The sequence below is a fragment of the Starkeya nomas genome (genome assembly GCF_902703545.1).
Taxonomy (GTDB): domain Bacteria; phylum Pseudomonadota; class Alphaproteobacteria; order Rhizobiales; family Xanthobacteraceae; genus Ancylobacter; species Ancylobacter moscoviensis.
This window is the reverse complement of record NZ_CACSAS010000001.1, coordinates 2,474,950-2,495,463: the sequence shown is the minus strand read 5'-3', so window position 1 is coordinate 2,495,463 and position 20,514 is coordinate 2,474,950. Positions and strand designations below refer to the sequence as shown.

At 67.6% G+C, this 20,514-nt stretch carries 16 protein-coding genes; 11 read left to right on the top strand and 5 right to left on the bottom strand.

The window, feature by feature from the left end; all coding sequences use genetic code 11:
- On the bottom strand, positions 1–1,215 hold the full coding sequence (locus STARVERO_RS12130; RefSeq protein ID WP_280178121.1) for a phosphate acetyltransferase: 1,215 nt from the start codon (positions 1,213–1,215) through the stop codon (positions 1–3).
- On the opposite strand from STARVERO_RS12130, the gene STARVERO_RS12125 reads away from it, so the two are divergent.
- Positions 1,123–1,824: a fumarylacetoacetate hydrolase family protein gene (locus tag STARVERO_RS12125; RefSeq protein ID WP_159599018.1), complete on the top strand. Its 702-nt coding sequence runs from the start codon at positions 1,123–1,125 to the stop codon at positions 1,822–1,824. The two genes, STARVERO_RS12130 and STARVERO_RS12125, sit on opposite strands and share 93 nt — an antisense overlap.
- A 6-nt stretch (positions 1,825–1,830) precedes the next feature.
- Here STARVERO_RS12125 and STARVERO_RS12120 read toward each other — a convergent pair whose 3' ends face one another.
- Complete coding sequence (locus STARVERO_RS12120) at positions 1,831–2,223, bottom strand: RidA family protein (protein ID WP_244616750.1); 393 nt, start codon at positions 2,221–2,223, stop codon at positions 1,831–1,833.
- A 255-nt stretch (positions 2,224–2,478) separates the two neighbouring features.
- On the opposite strand from STARVERO_RS12120, the gene STARVERO_RS12115 reads away from it, so the two are divergent.
- From STARVERO_RS12115 to STARVERO_RS12070, 10 genes are all read left to right on the top strand, one after another.
- A complete protein-coding gene (locus STARVERO_RS12115; protein ID WP_159599017.1) occupies positions 2,479–4,272 on the top strand; it encodes a hypothetical protein in 1,794 nt (597 codons plus the stop codon).
- A 175-nt stretch (positions 4,273–4,447) separates the two neighbouring features.
- Complete coding sequence (locus STARVERO_RS12110; RefSeq protein ID WP_159599016.1) at positions 4,448–5,179, top strand: hypothetical protein; 732 nt, start codon at positions 4,448–4,450, stop codon at positions 5,177–5,179.
- A gap of 160 nt (positions 5,180–5,339) precedes the next feature.
- A complete protein-coding gene (locus STARVERO_RS12105; RefSeq protein WP_159599015.1) occupies positions 5,340–5,648 on the top strand; it encodes a hypothetical protein in 309 nt (102 codons plus the stop codon).
- 531 nt (positions 5,649–6,179) lie between these two features.
- Entirely contained in the window at positions 6,180–8,996 is a 2,817-nt protein-coding gene (locus tag STARVERO_RS12100; RefSeq protein WP_244616749.1) for a beta strand repeat-containing protein, read from the top strand.
- Between the two features lie 63 nt (positions 8,997–9,059).
- Complete coding sequence (locus STARVERO_RS12095; protein ID WP_159599013.1) at positions 9,060–10,814, top strand: type I secretion system permease/ATPase; 1,755 nt, start codon at positions 9,060–9,062, stop codon at positions 10,812–10,814.
- 40 nt (positions 10,815–10,854) lie between these two features.
- Positions 10,855–12,222, top strand: a complete 1,368-nt coding sequence (locus STARVERO_RS12090; protein ID WP_159599012.1) for an HlyD family type I secretion periplasmic adaptor subunit — start codon at positions 10,855–10,857, stop codon at positions 12,220–12,222.
- 379 nt (positions 12,223–12,601) lie between these two features.
- Positions 12,602–13,309, top strand: a complete 708-nt coding sequence (locus STARVERO_RS12085) for a LuxR C-terminal-related transcriptional regulator (protein ID WP_159599011.1) — start codon at positions 12,602–12,604, stop codon at positions 13,307–13,309.
- 232 nt (positions 13,310–13,541) lie between these two features.
- Complete coding sequence (locus tag STARVERO_RS12080) at positions 13,542–14,264, top strand: hypothetical protein (protein ID WP_159599010.1); 723 nt, start codon at positions 13,542–13,544, stop codon at positions 14,262–14,264.
- Positions 14,265–14,659: 395 nt separating this feature from the next.
- Positions 14,660–16,921: a TonB-dependent hemoglobin/transferrin/lactoferrin family receptor gene (locus tag STARVERO_RS12075; protein WP_159599009.1), complete on the top strand. Its 2,262-nt coding sequence runs from the start codon at positions 14,660–14,662 to the stop codon at positions 16,919–16,921.
- Positions 16,922–16,962: 41 nt separating this feature from the next.
- Entirely contained in the window at positions 16,963–17,544 is a 582-nt protein-coding gene (locus tag STARVERO_RS12070) for a biliverdin-producing heme oxygenase (protein ID WP_159599008.1), read from the top strand.
- A 31-nt stretch (positions 17,545–17,575) separates the two neighbouring features.
- Here STARVERO_RS12070 and STARVERO_RS12065 read toward each other — a convergent pair whose 3' ends face one another.
- From STARVERO_RS12065 to STARVERO_RS12055, 3 genes are read right to left on the bottom strand one after another with little or no spacing between them, the layout of a single operon-like run.
- The gene (locus STARVERO_RS12065) at positions 17,576–18,337 is read right to left on the bottom strand and encodes a heme ABC transporter ATP-binding protein (protein WP_159599007.1); all 762 of its coding nucleotides are present in this window, start codon (positions 18,335–18,337) and stop codon (positions 17,576–17,578) included.
- A gap of 3 nt (positions 18,338–18,340) precedes the next feature.
- Entirely contained in the window at positions 18,341–19,429 is a 1,089-nt protein-coding gene (locus tag STARVERO_RS12060) for a FecCD family ABC transporter permease (protein ID WP_244616748.1), read from the bottom strand.
- Positions 19,426–20,346: a heme/hemin ABC transporter substrate-binding protein gene (locus STARVERO_RS12055; RefSeq protein WP_244616747.1), complete on the bottom strand. Its 921-nt coding sequence runs from the start codon at positions 20,344–20,346 to the stop codon at positions 19,426–19,428. Before STARVERO_RS12055 ends, STARVERO_RS12060 begins: the two co-directional genes overlap by 4 nt.
- Between the last annotated feature and the right edge of the window lie 168 nt (positions 20,347–20,514).

Sequence of the window (20,514 nt, the reverse complement as noted above, 5' to 3'; positions counted from 1 at the left end):
TCAGCCCCCCAGACCGGGCGCGGCCTGGCGGGCCTTGGCGTAGAGCACCGCCACGGCGCAGGAGGCGAGGCGGGTCTTCAGCGTGTCGGCGCGGCTGGTGAGGATGATCGGCACGCGCGCGCCGAGCACGATGCCGGCGGCATCGGCCCCGGCCATGAAGGTGAGGTTCTTCGCCAGCATGTTGCCGGCCTCGAGATCCGGCGCGACGAGGATCTGCGCCCGGCCGGCGACCGTGGAGACGATGCCCTTGATGCGGGCGGCCTCCGGCGAGATGGCGTTGTCGAGCGCCAGCGGCCCGTCGAGATCGGCGCCGGTGATCTGGCCACGATCTGCCATCTTGCAGAGGGCCGCGGCCTCCAGCGTGCTGGGGATGCTGGTCGTCACCGTCTCCACCGCCGAGAGGATGGCGACGCGCGGCCGGCCGAGGCCGAGCCCGACATGCAGGTCGATGGCGTTCTGCACGATGTCGCGCTTGGCGTCGAGGTCCGGGAAGATGTTGACCGCGGCGTCGGTGACGAAGAGCGGCTCGGGATAGGACGGCACGTCCATGAGGAAGACGTGGCTGACGCGCCGGCCGGTGCGCAGCCCGGTGTCGCGGGCGGTGACGGCGGCCAGCAGCTCGTCGCTGTGCAGGCTGCCCTTCATCAGGAAGGCGGCGCGGCCCTCCCGCACCAGCTCGACGGCGCGGGCGGCGGAGGCGACGGAGTGCGGCGTGTCCACGATCTCGGCGTCACCGATATCGATGCCTTCGCTCTCGGCGACGGCGCGGATGCGGGCGGTGGGACCGACGAGAATAGGGATGATGAAGCCCGCCTGCGCGGCATCCATCGCGCCGCGCAGCGAGGAGGCGTCGCAGGGGTGCGCGACGGCGGTGGGCAGCGGCTCGACCTCGCTGGCGCGGGCGATGAGTTCCTCGTAATTGCCGTGGCCGCGCGCCGGCCGGGTGGCGGTGTCCATGTTTTCGTCTCCGCTCCTCGTCTTCGCGTTCGGGCCAGTGTTGCGGTCGCCCTTGACGACAGGACGACACAGATCGCCGTCGGACGCCAGCGTCCTTGACCTCGCGCAACAGGCGTGGAAATCCCGATGGGCGTCATATCCGCCGCCAACTCCGGGAAACCCGCCATGAGCTCCTCCGCCGCTTCCACCTATGTGATCGTGCCGCCCGGCATACCGGCGCTTCCGGTGGCGGGGACGGACCGGCTGTTCCCGATCCACCGCATCTACTGCGTCGGCCGCAACTATGCGGAGCACGCCATCGAGATGGGGCACGACCCGGACAAGGAGCCGCCCTTCTTCTTCCAGAAGAACCCGGACAATGTGATCGTCGACGGCACCTTCCCCTATCCGGGCCACTCGAACGACGTGCATTACGAGCTGGAGATGCTGGTCGCCATCGGCCGGGGCGGGGTGGACATCCCGGTCGCCGAGGCGCTCGGCCATGTGTGGGGCTACGGCGTCGGGCTCGACATGACGCGGCGCGACCTGCAGGGCGAGGCCAAGAAGCTCGGTCGCCCGTGGGAAGTCGGCAAGGCGTTCGAGGCCTCGGCGCCGTGCTCGCCACTGGTGCCGGCGGCCGAGATCGGCCATCCCGACACGGGGAAGGTGTGGCTGACGGTGAATGGCGAGCTGCGCCAGCAGGGCGACCTCAACCAGATGATCTGGAAGGTGCCGGAGATGATCTCCTACCTCTCCGGCCTATTCACGCTGCAACCGGGCGACCTGATCATGTCCGGCACGCCGGCGGGCGTCGGTCCCGTGGTGCGAGGCGACCATCTCAAGGGTAGCGTCGAGGGTGTGGGCACCCTCGACGTGCGGGTGATCTGAGGCGCGTCAGCCCGGCCTGTGGGCGATGAAGTCGATTTCGACCAGCGCGTCGCGCGCCAGGCCGGTGACGCCAACGCAGGTGCGCGCCGGCCGCCGGTCCTGCGGGAAATAGGACGCATAGACGGCGTTCATCGCGGCGTAGTCGCGCTTGAACTCGGTGAGGAAGACGCGCGCCTGCACGACATGCGACAGGTCGAGGCCGATGCCGGCCAGCACGAGGACGAGGTTGTCCATCACCCGCCGCGTCTGCGCCTCCACGCCTTCCGGCAGGGCGCGGGCGTCGTCGTCCGGCCAGGTCGGCATCTGGCCGGTGACGAAGACCCAGCCGTCCGCTTCGACCGCATGGCTGAAGGGAGCGACCGGCCGCGGCGCGTCGGGGATCATGTGGAACTGCGCCATCGGCGTCTCCTGAGGTTTGGCTGGGCGGGGATGATGCGGCGCAATGTCGACGGCGGACGGCGTTCGGTCAACGTCGCAGCGCCGGCAAACCCCTGCGGGCAAGCGCTGCCGTTCTCCTTCCGGCATTGTTGAGTCCTAAGGTCATAATCCCTTCAGGCAGGTTTCACTCTAAGGTTTCATCGCCCTTTGCCGCCGTACCCCGCGCGCCCGGCAAGTAATATTAATGGTTGAGAACACCAGACGTGGGGAAGTGCGATGGCGACCGACAGCTCTGCGGCAGTGCCCGATACGTCTTCCGGCGCAATGGGCAGCAATCCCGAACAGATCATCGCGGAGCTCCTGGCGAGCGTCGCGCTGCCGGATTTCTTCGAGGACCTGATCTCGAGCGTGTGCTGGGTTCCCGAGATTGGCGATTCCGGCCTGTCGGTCGGCGTGTCGCCCATGGCGGTGGCCGTGGGGCAGGACACCAATGTCGACGTCTTCGCGATGCTGGAAATCACCTCCTTCAGCTGGGGCGCGCTGGCGCAGGGGCAGGCGAACCTGTCGTCCTTCGCCAGCGGTGGCTTCGACCAGGCCCTGCTGGCATCGACCGACGCGGCGTTCGACACTTGTGGCGCCGACATCATCCTGCAGATCCAGACCACCACGACGATGGGCGGGCAATGCGGTCTGATGGCGTGGACGGCGCAGGAGATCGAGGTCGAGTATCTGGCCATCGACATTGCCGGCTATACGCCCGCCGGCGGGCCGCTGGTTCTCTCGATCGGCACCGACATCACGCTCTCCGGCAACGGCTGGAGCCCGCCGCTCACGATGTTCGGGAACCTTGCGACCTTCGAACTCACCAACACCGCCTGGGGGGTGGACAGCTTCGTCGAGAGCGTGGTCGAAGCGCTGACGGTCGAGGACCAGATGTCGAGCGTGACCGCGAACCTGCTCGGCGCCGTCGATTTCAATCTGGCGGTGCCGACGGATCCTACCGATCCGACAGACCCCACGGATCCCACGGACCCAACCGATCCCACGGATCCGACCGACCCGACGGACCCCACCGATCCGATCGATCCGGGCCAGCCCGGCGTGGTGCCGAAGCCGGGTGTCGTGTTGATCGACCCGCCGGGAGGCGGCGACGGGCCGGTCCATGGCGGCGATGGCGGCGGTCGCGGCTCCTCTCCCGATCCCGATGTCGGCGACCTGCTGGTGGTGCCGCGCGTGGGCGGCAGCTTCAGCTCCGGTGGGGGTGGCGGCGGCCTGAACCTGATCAGCGCGTCGGGAGACAATGGCGACGTGAACCTGTTCGGCGTCGATCTCGAAGCCTGCGGCGCGGACCCCTCGATTTCGGTGACCTGCGGCAGCCCCTATGGAGGTGACGGCTCGGGAGAGGCGGCAGCCGCGGAAGGCGGCGGTGGCGGCGAAGAGGTCCAGGCCGCCGAGGCGGTGGATGAGGAACTCGACGAGGAGATCGACGCCGGGGACGGCGCGCCGGGCGATGCGTCCGTACAGGACGAGGATGTCGGCGAGATGGGCGACGGCGATGCCGGCAGCGGCGATTGTCTGTCCTGCGATGCGCTGACGCCAACCAATTCCGAATATTCCTGCGACGATGCGGCCATGGTCTGCCAGACCGGCGCCGACGTGTACGACCTGTCGGATCTCCAGGGATGCGGGACGGTGCAGGAATTCAACCTTCGCGAGGGCGACCGGCTGGTCGGCTTCAGCAACTGGTCGACGGATGCCTCGCTCGGCGCGGCGAATGGCGAGACGCTCTTCCTCGAGCGGGCCGACTGCGACCCGAATGACCTGATCATCACCTTCGTCAGCAACGGCTACGAGGTCAGCGTCCGGCTCGACGAGTTCTTTGTCATCAATCCCGAGTTCGACAGCGTTTCGGCCAGTGACGTGCTGCCGGATGCCGAGGCCGTACCCATCCTGCGGTCGGTCCTGCGGATGGGCAGCGAGATGCAGCAGATGGCATCCGCCAATGGCCATTCGGCACCGCTGCCGGACGCGGCCATGACCCTCGGCGGCGCCATCATGCTTCTGGCATAGGCGGCGAGCCCGCCCCGACCGGCAGCGGTCGCGGGCGGGTGCTGCGTGCCGGGGGATCGGACGGGGGGATGCGCAGCCGAGCGTTCATCGGGTGCCAGCCCCCTTCTTTATTGGACCGCCTGACGGGCAGCCCGGCGCGGCCGGACCCGCCACAGGCACGAGCACGGGTGGCGCCATGTCATTCACCGTCAATTCCAGTGTCGGCCAGACTTTTGACTTCGCGGTTTCGGAGATCTCGGCGACGGAGGACGGCGAGACCGTCCACGCGCTGGAGATTGCCTCGGATGTGCAGTCGGGCCCCTCCAGCGGCGATGGCGGGACGGGCATGGCGATGGCCATCGGCGGAGAGGCGACGGCCGTCGGCGAGGACACGCTGGCGGTGGCCGAGGTGGAGGCCATCCTCGCGGGCGATGCCGACATGCAGATCGCCTTCGGCTCCGCCAGCTTCGTTGCCGCCGGCGAGGGCGACGGAGGCGCCTATGCGGGGGCCTTCTCCTATGCCGAGCTCACGGGCGATGCGGATCGCGGCGTGACGCTGAACACCTCGGTGACGGAATACGTGCAGGAGCCGGAGGGGGCGGCCTGGTACGCAAGCGCGCAAAGCGTGCTTTTCGCCCTCGACATCGATGACATGCCGGGCAGCACCGACGCGGCCGGCGCGGTGGAGGCCCCCCCCGACGGGAGCGGGCCGGCGCCGCTGGAGGAACTGCCGCCCGCCGCTGGCTATGACTGCGGGTGCGGCGGCGATGGAGATGCTGCTTTCACCATCGACGGCAATCTCGCCTGGTTCGATGTATCCGCCGCTGCGGTAGCCGAAGACAGCCTCGTGACCGTCGATGTGGTGGCTCTTGCGGTGGAGGATCAATTGTCGTCCGCGATTGTAAATGTCGTACTCGGGATCGATTGAAGAAATAATTTCGATTACCGGATCGAATTATATTTTAACCGGCAAATACAATCCCATACCACTTCGGATCATACACCCATTGCCCTTTTGAATTGAGAACTTGAAGAACATACAGTTTTGATCGTCGGCGATGTGCCGATCTTGGGAAATGGAGAGCGTCATGACTTATCCGTACAATGGCGGCGGTGACCATGGTGGCAGCAGCGACTTCGATTGGGAACTCGACGTCAACTATGACTTCAATCTCGAGGTTTACGTCGATTTCGACACGGACGTGAACTACGACAGCGAGTACAACGCCGACCCCGAGGTCAATGTCTGCGTGGACATTGAAGGCAACTTCGCCGGCTTCGCGGTCGACGTGCAGGCGATCGGCGAGGATACGGCGACCGAAGTGAACCTCGCCGTGATCACCCTGGAGGATGAGTACTCCAGCATCACCCTGACGGGTTACTCGGCGGTCGGCTGAGCCGAGTGAAGCCGGAGATCCGGTTCGATCCTTTGGTGGTCGAAAGAGCCCTGGGGCGTTCCACGCTCCAGGGCTTGTCGTGTGTGCACGTCTATTGTCCAGTCATTGTTGCCGGATTGTTTGTTGGCATCGTATCTGCGCGCGGTGTGGAGGTAAAATTCGTTCGTACATATTTCGTATTTTACAAGAGTTACTTAGCGCCTGTGCTGTCTAAGTGTTGGGCATGCCCCGATCTGGGCTCTACCTCCTAAGGTGTATCCAGACAACTGCCTACAATGGCGCGTCATACCTCTAAGGGTGCTTCCACGACAGAGCCGTTGTTGCCCGCTCAAGCAAAGCATTAGCTTCAATTGATACAGCTATTGGCGGGTTTTTGTGCCGGCGGGAGGAAGGACTATGGCGTCTATCAAGATAACCCGATCTTATTCGCCGACTTCATCTTTGAAGACGTCTTCGCCGCTCCTGGCGGCGGCCGGCAGCCTGACGGGTGGCTCGACCGGTGCGGAGTCGTCCTCGACCCTGATGGGGCTCATGTCGACCACGTCGGCGCCCATCTATCAGCTCCGCACCCTGACGACGAACGGCGACTCGGTCGAGATCACCGCCTCGGGGCGCTTCGAGGTGCGGGGCCTTGCCGGCAACGACGTCATCGCGATTCGCCCTGGCACCACCGGCGGCGACCTGCTCGATGGCGGCGACGGCAACGACACGCTCAACGCGGCGGAAAGCGACGACGTGCTGGTCGGCGGGGCCGGAACCGATCGCCTGAACGGCGGCGCCGGCAACGACGTGCTGAACGGCGGCGCGGGCGGCGACACGCTCAATGGCGGCGACGGGATCGACACCGCCGTCTATTCGTCGTCGCCGGCCGCGGTCATCATCTCGCTCAATCTCGATCCGCTGAGGTCGACGCGCGGCGCGGGCGGCGAGGCCACCGGCGACACGCTGACGAGCATCGAGAACCTCACGGGCTCGTCCTACAACGACGTGCTCTCGGGCAACGCGCTCGACAACCAGCTCGTCGGCATGCTCGGCAACGACACGCTGCGCGGGGGCGACGGCAACGATCTGCTGATCGGCGACACGATCATCGACGTCGACGGCAACGGCGTGCCGGACGACGATGATGGTGACGGCATTCCCGACGGCGTGAACGACACGATGGCGGGCGGCAACGACACGCTCGACGGCGGCGCCGGCAATGACCGGCTGTTCGGCGGGGGCGGCAACGACACGCTGGTCGGCGGCTTCGGCAATGACGAACTCTATGGCGGCTATGGCGACGACCTGCTGACCAGTGGCGATGGCGACGACCTGCTGGACGGCGGGGAGGGCGACGACCAGCTCATTGCCGGCTTCGGCAACGACACGCTGCGGGGCGGCGGCGGCAAGGACTGGCTGAACGCCTCGCTGGGCGACGACCTGCTCTATGGCGGCGCCGGCGACGACGACCTCAACGCCGGCGACGGCCTCGACCAGCTCTATGGCGAGGAGGGCAACGACGTCCTGCTCGGCGGCGCGGGCGACGACCTGCTGTATGGCGGCGATGGCGACGACAGGCTCGACGGCGGTTCGGGCAACGATCTCCTCGATGGCGGAGCGGGCTTCGACACGGCCGACTACTCGGCCGGCGGGGCGGTCGGCGTCGATCTCGGAGCGGGGGCGACCTCGGGGGCGGCGGCGGGCGACACGCTCGTCTCCATTGAGGCGGTGATAGGCTCCGGGTTCGACGACATTCTTGCGGGTGACGGCGGCAACAACAGCTTCCGCGGCGGCGGCGGCGCCGACACGCTGGTCGGCCAGGGCGGCATCGACACGGCGGACTACTCGACCTCGGACGAGGCGGTGACGATCCAACTCAATTCGAGCGCCGCCGATCCGACCGCCGCGGGCACCGGGACGGGCGGGGATGCCGAGGGCGACACGCTGATCCTGATCGAGCGGATTATCGGCTCGGCCTTCGCCGACACGCTGCTGGGCGGCGAGCTGGGAGACACCCTCGTCGGCGGGGCCGGCGCGGACGTGCTGAACGGCAATGGCGGGACGGACACGGCGGAATATTCGACCTCCGCCGCCGGGGTGAACGTCGCCATCGATGCGGGCCTGACGACAGTCGGCGTCGGCGGTGACGCCGAGGGCGACCAGCTCACCAACATCGAGAACCTCATCGGTTCGGCCTATGACGACGTGCTGAGGGCCGGAGCCGGCAACAACCGCCTCGATGGCGGGGCCGGCAACGACCGGCTGATCGGCGGGCTCGGCGCCGACACGCTGATCGGCGGCGACGGCGTGGATACCGTCGACTATTCGGAATCGAACGCCGCCGTCGGCCTCGGCCTCACCGATGTGCCCGGCCAGGCGACGCAGGGCAGCGGCGGCCACGCGCAGGGCGACATCATCGCCCAGATCGAGAACATCATCGGCTCGGCCTTCAACGACACGCTGCAGGGCAGTGCCGGCGCCAACCGGCTGGAAGGCGGCGACGGCAACGACACGCTGCGCGGCCAGGGCGGCGCGGATGTGCTGATCGGCGGGCTCGGCGTCGATACGGCGAGCTACTCGACCTCGGCGAGCGGCGTCAACGTGTCGATCAGCTCCACCGGGACCACGGTCGGCTCCGGCGGCGACGCGCAGGGCGACCAGCTCAGCGGCATCGAGAACCTGACCGGCTCCGCCTTCGCCGACGTCCTCACGGGCAGCGACGGCGACAACCGGCTGGAGGGCGGGGCGGGCGACGACCGGCTCGTCGGCGGGCTCGGCGCCGACACGCTGGTGGGCGGCGACGGGTTCGATACGGCCGACTACTCGGCCTCCAACGCCGGCGTGACCATACAGCTCTCCGCCAATCCGGCGGCGGGCACGCTCGGCTCGGGCGGACACGCGGCCGGCGACGTGCTCAATACCATCGAGGCGGTGATCGGCTCGGCCTTCACCGACACGCTGCTGGGCAGCACGGGCGCCAACAAGCTGGTTTCCGGCGCCGGCAACGACATCATGCGCGGGGGCAGCGGCGCCGACCTTCTGGTCGCCACCGGCACGGGGTCGAAGACCCTGTACGGCGACGGCATCTCGGACGGCGGCACGGCCGGGATGGACATCTTCCAGATCATGGGCGGCACCAATGTGATCGCCGACTACCAGACCGGGGAAGACATCTACGTCAACAGCCTGAGCAATGCCGCGCTGGTGCAGCTTTCCGGGGGCAACAACCTCGCTTTGCGCCTCACCGGCTCGACCCACACGACCTATGTGATCGTCGGTACGACCGCGGATCCGACTGCAGCCACCCAGGCCGCCAACACGATCCTCAGCACCGATCTCTTCGTGAATCCGAACCTGATCGCCTGACGGGAGGGGCGGGCCCGCGCGGCCCGCCCTCGGGCACCACGCTCACATGCAACGGGGGCTTCGATGTCGACGCGTGACAAATGGTTCCGCAACAACGAAACGGATCTCGAACTGGCCATGGCGCAGTGCCGGCAGGCGCTGGGGCCGCTTATCCTGTTCAGCCTGGCGATCAACCTGCTGACCCTGGCCTCGCCGCTCTACATGCTGCAGGTCTACGACCGGGTCATGGTGACGGGCAATGTCGACACGCTGGTGATGCTCACCGTCATGGCCGCCGCGGCGTTGCTGCTGTTCGGCATGCTGGACAGCATCCGCTCGGTGCTGACGGTGCGGATGAGCACATGGCTGTCGGATCGGCTGGGGCCGGTCTATCTGGCGCATTCCGTCCGTTCCCGGCTGCTGGGCGACGGCTCCGGCGCGCAGCCGCTGCGCGACCTGCAGCAGATCCAGAACTTCATCTCCTCGCCGGGGCTGGGCGTGTTCTTCGACGCGCCCTGGGCGCCGGTCTATCTCCTGCTCATCTGGATGCTGCATCCGGCGCTGGGAACGCTCGCCATCGCCTCGACCATCGTGCTGCTGCTGCTCGGCCTCGCCAACGAGGCGATCACCCGCCGGTCGACGCAGGTGGCCAGCCAGTCGCAGATCGTCGCGACGATGCAGGCCGAGACCACGATCCGAAACGCCGAGGTCGTCTCCGCCATGGGCATGCTGCCGGCGCTGATCGACCATTGGCGCACGGCCAACAATGTCGGGCTGCAGGCGACGCAGAAGGCGAGCGAGCGCGGCGCCTTCCTGCTCGGCCTGACCAAGTTCGCGCGGCTCTTCATGCAGTCCGGCATTCTCGGGCTCGGCGCCTATCTGGTTCTGAAGGGGCAGGTGTCGGGCGGCGTCATGATCGCCTCGTCGATCCTGCTCGGCCGCGCGCTGGCGCCGGTCGAGATGGCCATGGCGACCTGGCGCAATTTCTCGGTGGCGCGCGTCGCCTATGGCCGGCTGAAGACGCGGCTGGAAAGCCTGCCGGACGAGAGCCGCCGCATCAGCCTGCCGGAGCCGAAGGGGCAGGTGAACCTCCAGCATGTCAGCTTCGTGCCGCCGGGCTCGTCGGCGCCGGTGCTCCAGCAGGTGAGCTTCCAGGCGGCGCCCGGCGAGGCGATCGCGGTGATCGGCCCTTCCGCCAGCGGAAAGAGTTCGCTGTGCCGGCTTCTGGTCGGCGTCGCCCGGCCGACCGGCGGGGTGGTGCGGCTCGACGGCTCGGACCTGAAGCACTGGAACCCGGACGAACTGGGCCGTCACATCGGCTATCTCCCGCAGGAGCCCGAGCTGTTCCCCGGCACGGTGCGCGACAACATCGCCCGCATGAACTGCACGGACGAGGCCGCCGTGATCCAGGCCGCCATGCTGGCGCACGCCCATGAGATGATCCAGCTGCTGCCGAACGGCTACGACACGCCGATCGGCGACGGCGGGCTGCGGCTCTCCGGCGGGCAGCGCCAGCGCATCGGGCTGGCCCGGGCCATCTACGGTGTGCCGAAGCTGATCGTGCTCGACGAGCCCAACGCCAATCTCGACCAGGCGGGCGAGGCGGCGCTCTCGGCGGCGATCGAGGAAATGAAGGCCAAGGGGGCTACGCTGCTCATCGTCGGGCACCGGCCCTCGACCATCGCCCAGGCGGACAAGATCCTGCTGCTGCGGGAGGGGCGGGTGGAGGCGTTCGGCGTCCGCGACGAGATCCTCAAGCGGCTGCGCGTGGCGGCGACCGGGCCGCTGCCGGCCGAAAGGGAGCAACAGGAGCGTCTGACGGCGGAAGCCGCCGGATAGTCAGATCAGCCATCAGCACCCGCTTCACAGGGGTAATGCCATGCGCTCCGAATCCAAAGCTCTTGTCGTGCTGGACCGTTACGGCACGCCACGCCTGTCGGCGGCCAGCGATGCGGCCTCCTTCCGTCGGGCCGTGCGCGGACCGAAATGGATGGGCGGGATGATGATCCTCGCCTTCCTCGGCAGCTTCCTTGCCTGGGGCTTTCTCGCCCCGCTGGCGGGCGGCGCGGTCGCGGCCGGCATCATCAGCCCGGACGGCAGCCGGCGCGTCGTCCAGCATCTCGAAGGCGGCATCATTGCCCGCCTCAACGTGAAGGACGGCGACGAAGTGACTGCCGGCCAGCCTCTGGTCGTGCTGCAGAGCATCCAGCCGGAAACGGTGATGCGCACGCAGCTGAACCGCTACCTGACCCTCGTCGCCATGCGTGCCCGGCTCATCGCCGAACAGGAAGGGGCGAAGGAAATCAGGTTTCCCGACGAACTGCTGGCGGAGAAATCGCCCGAGCTGCCCACCATTCTCGAAGGACAGCGGACGATGTTCGAGACCCGCCGCAACTCGGACCAGCGCCAGCGCGAGATCCTGCGCCGGCGCATCGAGCAGTCGCAGCACCAGATCAAGGCGCTGGAGGCGCAGGCATCCTCCGCCGTCCAGCAGCTCGAGCTGATCGCCGAGGAGCTGAAGGGCAAGCGCTACCTGCTGCAGAAGGACCTCATCCGCAAGGCGGAGGTTCTGAGCCTGGAGCGCGCACGGGCCGAGATCGAAGGCCGGCGCGGCGAGTATCTCGGCATGATCTCGCGGGCGGAGCAGCAGATCGGCGAAACCGAGGTACAGATCCTCGCGCTCGACGCCGAACGCGCCGACGCGGTGTCCGAGCAGATGGACAAGGTGCGGGTCGAGCTCGCCGACGTGACCGAGCGCCTGCAGTCCAGCCGCGACATCTACGAGCGGACGATCATCACGGCGCCGGTGAACGGCACCGTGGTCAATCTTCGCTTCAAGACGATAGGCGGCGTCATCAAGGCCGGCGAGCCGATCCTGGATATCGTGCCGGTCGAGGAAACGCTGCTGATCGAAGCGCGCATCTCGCCCGTCGATATCGACGTGGTGCATCCCGGACTGGCGGCGCAGGTGCACCTCACGGCCTTCTCGCGCTGGGCGCTGCCGCGGATCGACGGCGTGGTCCGGTCGGTTTCCGCCGACGCCATGGTCGACGAGACCACCGGCCAGACCTACTACATGGCGCGGGTCGAGGTGGACCCGAGCGAGCTGAAGCAGTTCAACGACCTGATCGAGCTCCAGCCGGGCATGCCCGCGGAGGTGTTGATCGTATCGAAAGAACGTACATTTCTGGACTATCTGGCCGAGCCCTTCCGCAATGTCATGCGCAGGAGCTTCCGGGAAGCCTAGGCAATATATGCCGGGACGGTTCCGCGGGCGTTCAGGACTTAAGTATTCGTGGATTTTAGATGGAAATGTGCGGGTGACTACAATGTCTTTTGCCTGTTTCCGGCGGCGAGTAGGGTGCGGCTTTTAGCTGAACTTGCGGTGGCAAAACCGCTCGGGAGGCTATAATATGACATTCGGCGGGTTAACGTGCTTGAACTCTATCTTGCGGGGCCGGGATCATCTTCATGGTGAAGTTGGCCGGTGGAGGAAAAGTATCATGACCGAAGAAGGTGTAGAGAAAGCGGGCTGCGTTAGTATAGTTTTGTTAGACGACCTACCTTTGAGACGCGCGAGCATCAAATCCCTGCTGCGGGATTGGGCTCTCGAAGAGCGAGTTTCATTGGATACAATCGAGGCGGACAGCTCCGACCGGCTAGATCATATTGAGCGTCGCCCGGAACTGCTCGTCTACAACTCAGGCTACGTCGCTACCGCCGTCGGCGAGTGGCGCGCGCGGATCGACCGGCTGCGGCAGGCATTGCCCGACGTGCCGCTGGTCATCATCTCCGAAGGCGACAACGCGCATGAGGTGATCGAGGCGCTGAAGGCCGGGGTTCGCGGCTTCATCAGCGCGCAGATGCCGCCCGCCATCGTGTTTCAGGCGCTGCGGTTCATCCTTGGCGGCGGCGTGTACTTTCCGCCCAGCGCGCTGCTCCAGGCGCAGGCCGGCACCTACAGCGCCGAATGGCGACGTACCGGTCCCACGACGGTCACGGCGCGATACCGCGTGCAGTGCTCCGGCCTGACCGAGCGCCAGGCGGCGGTGTGGCGGCTGCTCCAGCACGGTCACTCGAACAAGGTGATCGCGCGCGAGCTGTCGATGTGCGAGTCGACCGTGAAGGTCCACATGCGCCAGATCATGCGCAAGCTGGGCGCGACCAACCGGACGCAGGCGGCGCTGTGCAGCGTCGAGGCGGTCTCCGGGAACGAGGAAGCCGATGCCGCCGTCGGCGGTCTCGACGAGCCGGCGCGTCCCTGCTCGCTGGCCGGGGCAGAGCCGGACGGCGTACGCGCCGTGAACGGGCAGGTAGTCGGCTCGGTTCTCTAGGCGCCCGGCATTGTTCTGGTGCCCGATCCGGTACCGGAAGCGTTATTCCGCTTTTGTATGAGAATGTCTTGCGTTAGGTGGATGTAGTTTCGGCTATACATCTTCTGATATATTTGTTTTTACTTAGTATTGCGCAATATTCGTTGTGTTCGTTCCCGATGGCATGGATCGCTCGCCGGCACGGCGGCGGCCCTGCACGGGATGGGGATGCCAACGAGTATTGGGTGCGGTCTTGCCGGAAGCGGTCATCAAGGAGCTCGAGCCGAGGGTGCTCATCGCCGATGTCCTCCCGCTTCGCGGGGTGGGCATCAAGGGGTTGCTGCGGGATTGGGCGCAGCTTCATGGGGTCGAGCTGGACCTCATGGACCCCTCCGCGGCGGAGGAGGGCGAGCAGCCTTCCCACACTTATCGGATGGTCATCCTCAGCCTGGGGCACCTGTCGGTCGTCGACCGGCTGTCGCTGGGCTGGCTCGCCCGGCTGCAATATCTCTATCCCGACGCGCCGATGGTCATCTGGTCGGACCGGAACGGGCCGCAGGAAGCGCTGCAGGCGCTGCGGCACGGGGCGCAGGGCTTCGTGCCGACGATGACCACGCCGCAACTGGCGCTGCAGGCGCTGACCTTCATCATGAGCGGGGGAACGTTCTTCCCGCCGGAGGCCCTGACCGACCTGCGGCCTTCCGACGCCGAGGAGCGGGGGGCGACCTTCATCGGTCGCTCGGAGCCCGAGGACGGGCCGAACGGGCATGGCCGGACGATGATATCGCACCGCGTCCCGCCGCCGGCCGGCTCAAAGGTAAGGCGCGGCCGGGAGCTTTTGCGCTGTACGGTACGAACCCGCCGCCGTCCGTCCGGGATCGGCGAGGGGAAGGGCGAGGGCGATCCGACGACGCGCCCTGCAGCCGTCGGGGCGGTCCTGCGGTTGCGCCTGCGCGGGAGATGCCGGCCGGGGTAGGGGGCGGGTGCCGGCGAGCGGCGCCGTATGCTCCCCGTCGTGTTCCGCGCGGATGGGAGAGAATCAGTCCGCTTTTCAGCTAAAGAGCATTTCTTGCGAATAGAACGCATCTCTGCCCGGAAATTGGGCATTGCCCATGCGCATGAGTATCGTTTATTCAGTTTATAATTATTATATATATGAATAATGGCCTTTTCTGGAGCGATTAAACCGATTCAGATTTTAATCGTTCCAGGAGTTGGCTTGAAGTAGAATTCCTAAAAATCAAATATATACGTGATTTGACTCAAATATTTACTTTCAATATCTGTCCCCGCTGAAACGGGCGCAGCGTAAGGCAGCGTCTTCATGGGAAGCGGGCGCCAGCGCGCCCTCGGGGACAGACGACGATGCGAATGGCGAGCCGGCAGGGGCGTATTCTTTCCAACGGACACTCTCTTTCCGGCGTCGCCCGCGCGGCCGGCTGGGGCGTGTCCTGGCTGGCGCTCCTCGCCGCCGTACCCGCAGCCGCCCAGCAGGCGTCTTCCCCGGCCGGCGAGCCCGCCTCCACGGCGCAGGTGGTGCTCAGCGACGAGTTCATCGAACTCGACCCCGTGACGGTGGTGGCGACGCGCACGACGGAGAACTGGATCGACACGCTGGCGGGTGTCAGCGTGGTGCGCGAGGACCAGCTCGAGATGATCATGCCCTCCCGTACCGCGGACCTGTTCCGCGGCATGCCGGGCGTGACCGCGATCCAGAACGGCAACTCGTCGCAGGCCTCCATCAACATTCGCGGCCTGCAGGATTTCGGCCGCGTCGCGGTGATCGTCGACGGCGCGCGGCAGAACTTCACCCAGCTCGGCCATGCCAACGGTGCCGGCTCCTTCTTCCTGGAGCCGGGCCTGATCGCCGACGTCGACGTGGTGCGCGGCCCGGTGTCGAACATCTACGGCTCGGGCGCCATCGGCGGTGTCGTCACCATGCGCACCAAGGATGCGGACGACATCATTGCGGAGGGCAAGAGCTGGGGCGTCGAGGCGGACGCCGAGGCCGGCAGCAACGGGCCGATGGGCTACGGCTCCGTGCTCGGCGCGGCGCGCGTGGGTGAGAATGTCGACCTGTTCGTCGGCGGCACCTACCGCAAGCAGGACGCCTATGACGACGGCAATGGCGACGTGGTGCCCGACACCGACTACGAAACCTGGACCGGCATCGCCAAGGCGACCTTCCGCCCGGCGGACTTCCACGAGATCAAGCTGACCGGCCTCAACTACGAGAGCCAGTACACCACCAGCAACGACGAGAGCGCCACGGCGACCCAATACGGCACGGAAGTCGCCAACCGCTCGGTGACGGCGAGCTGGAACTACGAGAACCCCGACGACAACCTGTTCGACTGGCGCAGCACCGTCTACTGGAACCAGGTCGAGCAGGACCAGGTGAAGGTTTCCGGCAGCTCCAACCCGATCACCGGCGCGGTCGGTGATCCGCGCAGCTTCACCATCGACACGGTCGGCTTCGACGCCAACAACACCAGCCGCTTCAGCTGGGGCGACTGGAACAACGCCATCACCGTCGGCGGCGACTATTTCCACGACGACGTGGACAACATCGACGAGTACGGCTTCGGCGAGGGCTACAACCCCTCGGGCGACCGCGGCGTCGGCGGCGCCTTCGTGCAGTGGAAGGGCAACTATTCCACCTGGCTGGAGGCGATCGCGGCCGTGCGCTACGACGCCTATTCGCTGAACGCGGAAGGCGGCGGCGGCACCAGCGGCGACCGCGTCTCGCCGAAGTTCACCCTCGGCGTCACGCCCTGGTCCTGGCTGACCGTCTACGGCACCTATGCGGAAGGCTACCGCGCCCCGTCCGTCACCGAGGCGCTGGTCAGCGGGCCGCATCCGCTGCCCTTCAACACGCCCGGCACGATGTTCTACTTCCTGCCCAATCCCGGCCTGCGGGCCGAAGTCGGCAAGAACAAGGAAGTCGGCATCAACATCAAGCAGGACGACCTGTTCACCGCCGGCGACAAGCTGCGGATCAAGGCCAACTACTACCAGAACGACGTCGACGACTACATCGAGCTGGTCGAGTTCGGCGACCCCACCTCGACGATCTGCCCGATCCCGAGCCGGCCGAGCATGTGCTTCCCGCTCAACATGGGCGTGCCGGGATATGCCCAGTACCAGAACGTGCAGGAAGCGCGGCTGAAGGGCTTCGAGTTCGAGGGCGTCTACGATGCCCGCAAGTGGTTCCTCGGCCTCTCCGGCCAGGTCTCTGAAGGCGAGGTGTCGGCTGGGCCGGATGCCGGGCAGCCGCTTTCCACCATCCAGCCGGACCAGCTCACCACGACCCTCGGCTTCCGCTTCCTGGACGACAAGCTGACGCTCGCCGTGCGCTGGACCGCCGTCGCGGCGGTGAAGGCTTCCGACCTGCCGACCAATTCGGTCTACGAGCCGACCGACAGTTTCAACCTGGTGAGCCTCTATGCCGGCTACCAGCCGAACGAGAACACGCTGTGGCGGCTCTCGGTCGAGAACCTGCTGGATGAGCAGTACACCCAGTACCAGACGTTCCTGCCGAGCGCGGGCCTGACGGTCAAGGCCGGGCTGACCGTCCGCTTCGGTGGCGGCGAGGTGGCGTCGGCGGCGCAGCCGGCCCGCTACGTCAAGTGATTGCGCGCCTGCCCGGGTGGCAGGATGAGAGGGAGCCTACAATGACGATACATGCCGAAATCGAGACGCCGAGCCGGGCCAAGCGCCTCAAGGCCGTCTCTTCCGCGGCTCACGAGCGGGTGGATAACGGGGTTATGGCGGCCGCGCCCTTTGCGAGCCGTCAGGCCTATGAGCGCTTCCTGCGCTTCCAGTACCGCCTGCATCGCCGGGTCGAGACGCTCTACGCGGACGCGGCGCTGCAGCCGCTGCTGCCGGACCTCGCGGCCCGGTCGCGGCTCGCGGCGCTGGAGCAGGACTTCGCCGATCTCGGCCTCGTGCTGCCGCAGGCCGATCTGGGCCCGGCGCTGGAGACGCCGGAGGCGCTGGGCTGGCTCTATGTCGTCGAGGGATCGAACATGGGCGCGGCCTTCCTCGCCAAGGAAGCCGTGAAGCTTGGCTTCTCCGACGAATTCGGCGCGCGCCATCTGGCGGGCCATCCCGACGGGCGCGGCCTGCACTGGCGGCGCTTCACCGCCGCGCTCGATGCGGTCGAGCTGACGCCGGCGGAGGACGCGCGCGTCGAAAGCGCGGCGACGGCGGCCTTCGACCATGTGGAGAAGCTGATCGGCGAAGAGTTCGCCTGAGGCTAGACGACGACGCGGGCCGGTCCGCCGGTCAGCGCTGCGCCGATTGCGGCAGCAGGAACGGCGTGGACGGCGCCCAGCCGATCCGCGCCGTTATGCCGTAGAGTTCGGCGATGCGGGCGTCGGTGAGGACGTCCGCCGGCACGCCTCGGGCGATGACGCGGCCGCCCTTCAGCGCGACGATCTCGTCGGCCGCCATGGCGGCGAGGTTGAGATCGTGCAGCACGGCGAGGACGCCGGCCCCTTCTTCCGCCAGCTCCCGCATCAGCCGCAGGACCAGAAGCTGCTGGGCGAGGTCGAGGCTCGCGGTCGGCTCGTCGAGAAGCAGGTAGCCCGGCCCATCGCCGGCTTCGAGCTGGACGAGGGTGCGGGCGAGCTGCACGCGCTGCTTTTCGCCGCCGGACAGGCGATCATAGGCGGCACCCATCAGCCCGGAGAGCTCGACCCGCTCCAGCGCGCGCTCCACGCGGGCCTGTCCATGGCGCCCGTCGGCGGCGCCGATCCCCACCACTTCCGCGACGCTGAACGGAAAGGCGACGTGCACGCTCTGCGGCAGTACGGCCCGCAGCCGGGCGAGCCGGGCGGGCGGCAGGCCGGCGATGTCGGCGCCGGCCAGCGTGACGCGCCCGTGGCGCGGGCGCAGCTCGCCGGCCAGCACCTTGAACAGGGTGGATTTGCCAGCGCCGTTCGGTCCGATCAGCACGGTGACGCGGCCGGGGACGGCGACGGCGGTCGCGCCGTCGAGCAACCGGCGGCCGGCAGCGTCGAAGGTGATGTCGTCCGCGCGGTACATGGCTCAGCCGAACAGCGCCGCGCGGCGGCGCAGCAGCAGCCAGAGGAAGAAGGGCGCGCCGATGCCGGCGGTGACGACGCCGAGCGGCAGCTCGGCCGGGCTCACCGCCGTGCGGGCGACGACGTCGGCGCCCAGCAGCAGCGCTCCGCCGAGCAGCGCCGCGCAGGGCAGCAGCAGCTGGTGGCCGGGGCCGAACAGGATGCGGATCAGGTGCGGCACCACGAGGCCGACGAAGCCGATGACGCCGGCCACCGCGACGGAGGCGCCGGCACCGGCGGCGATGCCGACGATCGCCAGCCATTTGGTCCGCTGAACGTCGATGCCGACATGGAAGGCTTCCGCCTCGCCCAGCGCCAGCGCGTCGAGCGCCCGCCCGAGCCGCATCGCGATGAGCGCCAGCAGCAACATGAAGGGCAGGGCGGCGAGCACCTTCTGCCAGGTGGCGCCGCCGAGCGAGCCGAAGGTCCAGAAGGTGAAGTCGCGCAGCTGCTGGTCGGAGGCGGCGAACACCACCATGCCGGTGCCGGCGGCGGCCAGCGCGCCGAGGGCGATGCCGGCGAACAGCATGGTCGCGACTGAGGTGCGCCCGTCCCGGGTCGAGATGAGATAGAGCGCGACGGTGGCGACGAGCGCGCCGGTGAACGCCATCAGCGGCAGGCCGGCATCGGCCAGCGCCGGCGTCAGCGCGGCAGCGAGCGAGCCGCCCAGCACGATCCAGGTGGCGGCGGCGAGGGCCGCGCCGCTGGAGATGCCGATCAGTCCCGGATCGGCCAGCGGGTTGCGGAAGATGCCCTGCGTGATCGCGCCGGCGAGCGCGATGCCGCCGCCGACCAGCAGGCCGAGCAGCGTGCGGGGGAGGCGCACGTCGAGCACGATGATGGTCTCGCGCAGCGCCGCCCCGGTCGCCCGCTCGCCGCGCAGGGCGGCACCGAGGATTTCGAGGATCCTTCCGGGCGCGATGGTGACGGGGCCGATGGCCAGCGAGGCGATGAAGGCGACCACCACCAGAAGGAGGCAGGCACCGAGCGCGAGGCCGGTGCGGCGCGGCCGCCAGCGTGTGCCTGCCGTCATGGCGAGGGCGGCATCGCTCATGGCGCCGCGCTGGCCCAGGCGCGGGTCGGCAGCGCCGGCAGGTTCAGCTCGGGATAGATCATGGCGGCGAGATCGCGCGCCGCCTGCGGCGTGCGGGGGCCGAAGCTGAGCAGGTAGCCGCCGTCGATGCGGTAGACATGGCCTTCCGTTACCGCCTTCGTGCCGGCGAAGGCGGGCATGGTCCGGATCGCGTCGTCGGCGAGGGCGTGGTTGCGGTCCTTCATCAGGACGATGGCATAAGGATCCGCGCCGAGGATCGCCTCGCCCACCGCCGGCTTGTAGCCTTCGACCGCCCGCAGCGCGTTGCCGATGCCGGCGAGGGCGAACATCGCGTCGGCGCTGCTGCCGGCGCCGCCGACCACCGGCGCGGCGCCGGAGGCGGAGAGCACGAACACCGCCTCGCGCGGCGTGGCGATGCGGCCGCGCAGCTCGGCGAGCGCGGCGAAATCGCTCTCCACCGCCTTTGCCAGCTCCTCGCCGCGCTCCGGCACGCCGGCCAGCTTCGCGATCCGGCGGATATTGGCGACGACGGCCTCGCCGTTCCGGGCCTCGGGAATGCTCTCGAAGGGCACGGCGGCGGACTTCAGCACCTTCACCGCATCCGGCGGGCCGGCGCCGTCGAGCGCGATGATGAGCTCGGGGCCGACTGAGAGCACGCCTTCGGGGGAGAGGGCGCGGATGTAGCCGACATTGGGCTTCCCGGCGAGCGCGCGGGGCGGATAGGTGCTCGACGTGTCGACGGCGACGACGCGGTCCTCCAGCCCGAGCGCGTAGAGGGTCTCCGTCACCGCGCCGCCGATGGCGACGATGCGGCGGCTGGTGGTGGGCCTGGCCTCCTCGCCATGGGCGGACGGGGCGAATGCGGACAGCATCAGCGCGAGCACAAGCAGGGCGTGCTTCAGGGGAGCTGTCCGCATGATTCATCCTCGCTCGATCATCCGCCGGTCCCGTGGGGAAGGACAGGCTCTTGCGCGAACGGGAACACCTGAGGGGTGGTTGAGGTCAAGTAAAAATACCGAAATATCTTGTTCGTTCATTGTAATAATTAAAATGAAGACGAGAAAATCTATATGTGCCGACGGGTC

Excerpts from the sequence above, each read along its gene's own strand:
- STARVERO_RS12070 (WP_159599008.1), top strand. The coding sequence starts at position 16,963 with ATGACGATACATGCCGAAATCGAGACGCCGAGCCGGGCCAAGCGCCTC.
- STARVERO_RS12095 (WP_159599013.1), top strand. The coding sequence starts at position 9,060 with ATGTCGACGCGTGACAAATGGTTCCGCAACAACGAAACGGATCTCGAA.
- STARVERO_RS12110 (WP_159599016.1), top strand. The coding sequence starts at position 4,448 with ATGTCATTCACCGTCAATTCCAGTGTCGGCCAGACTTTTGACTTCGCG.
- STARVERO_RS12065 (WP_159599007.1), bottom strand. The coding sequence starts at position 18,337 with ATGTACCGCGCGGACGACATCACCTTCGACGCTGCCGGCCGCCGGTTG.
- STARVERO_RS12090 (WP_159599012.1), top strand. The coding sequence starts at position 10,855 with ATGCGCTCCGAATCCAAAGCTCTTGTCGTGCTGGACCGTTACGGCACG.
- STARVERO_RS12100 (WP_244616749.1), top strand. The coding sequence starts at position 6,180 with ATGTCGACCACGTCGGCGCCCATCTATCAGCTCCGCACCCTGACGACG.
- STARVERO_RS12115 (WP_159599017.1), top strand. The coding sequence starts at position 2,479 with ATGGCGACCGACAGCTCTGCGGCAGTGCCCGATACGTCTTCCGGCGCA.
- STARVERO_RS12060 (WP_244616748.1), bottom strand. The coding sequence starts at position 19,429 with ATGAGCGATGCCGCCCTCGCCATGACGGCAGGCACACGCTGGCGGCCG.
- STARVERO_RS12105 (WP_159599015.1), top strand. The coding sequence starts at position 5,340 with ATGACTTATCCGTACAATGGCGGCGGTGACCATGGTGGCAGCAGCGAC.
- STARVERO_RS12055 (WP_244616747.1), bottom strand. The coding sequence starts at position 20,346 with ATGCGGACAGCTCCCCTGAAGCACGCCCTGCTTGTGCTCGCGCTGATG.
- STARVERO_RS12075 (WP_159599009.1), top strand. The coding sequence starts at position 14,660 with ATGGCGAGCCGGCAGGGGCGTATTCTTTCCAACGGACACTCTCTTTCC.
- STARVERO_RS12120 (WP_244616750.1), bottom strand. The coding sequence starts at position 2,223 with ATGGCGCAGTTCCACATGATCCCCGACGCGCCGCGGCCGGTCGCTCCC.
- STARVERO_RS12125 (WP_159599018.1), top strand. The coding sequence starts at position 1,123 with ATGAGCTCCTCCGCCGCTTCCACCTATGTGATCGTGCCGCCCGGCATA.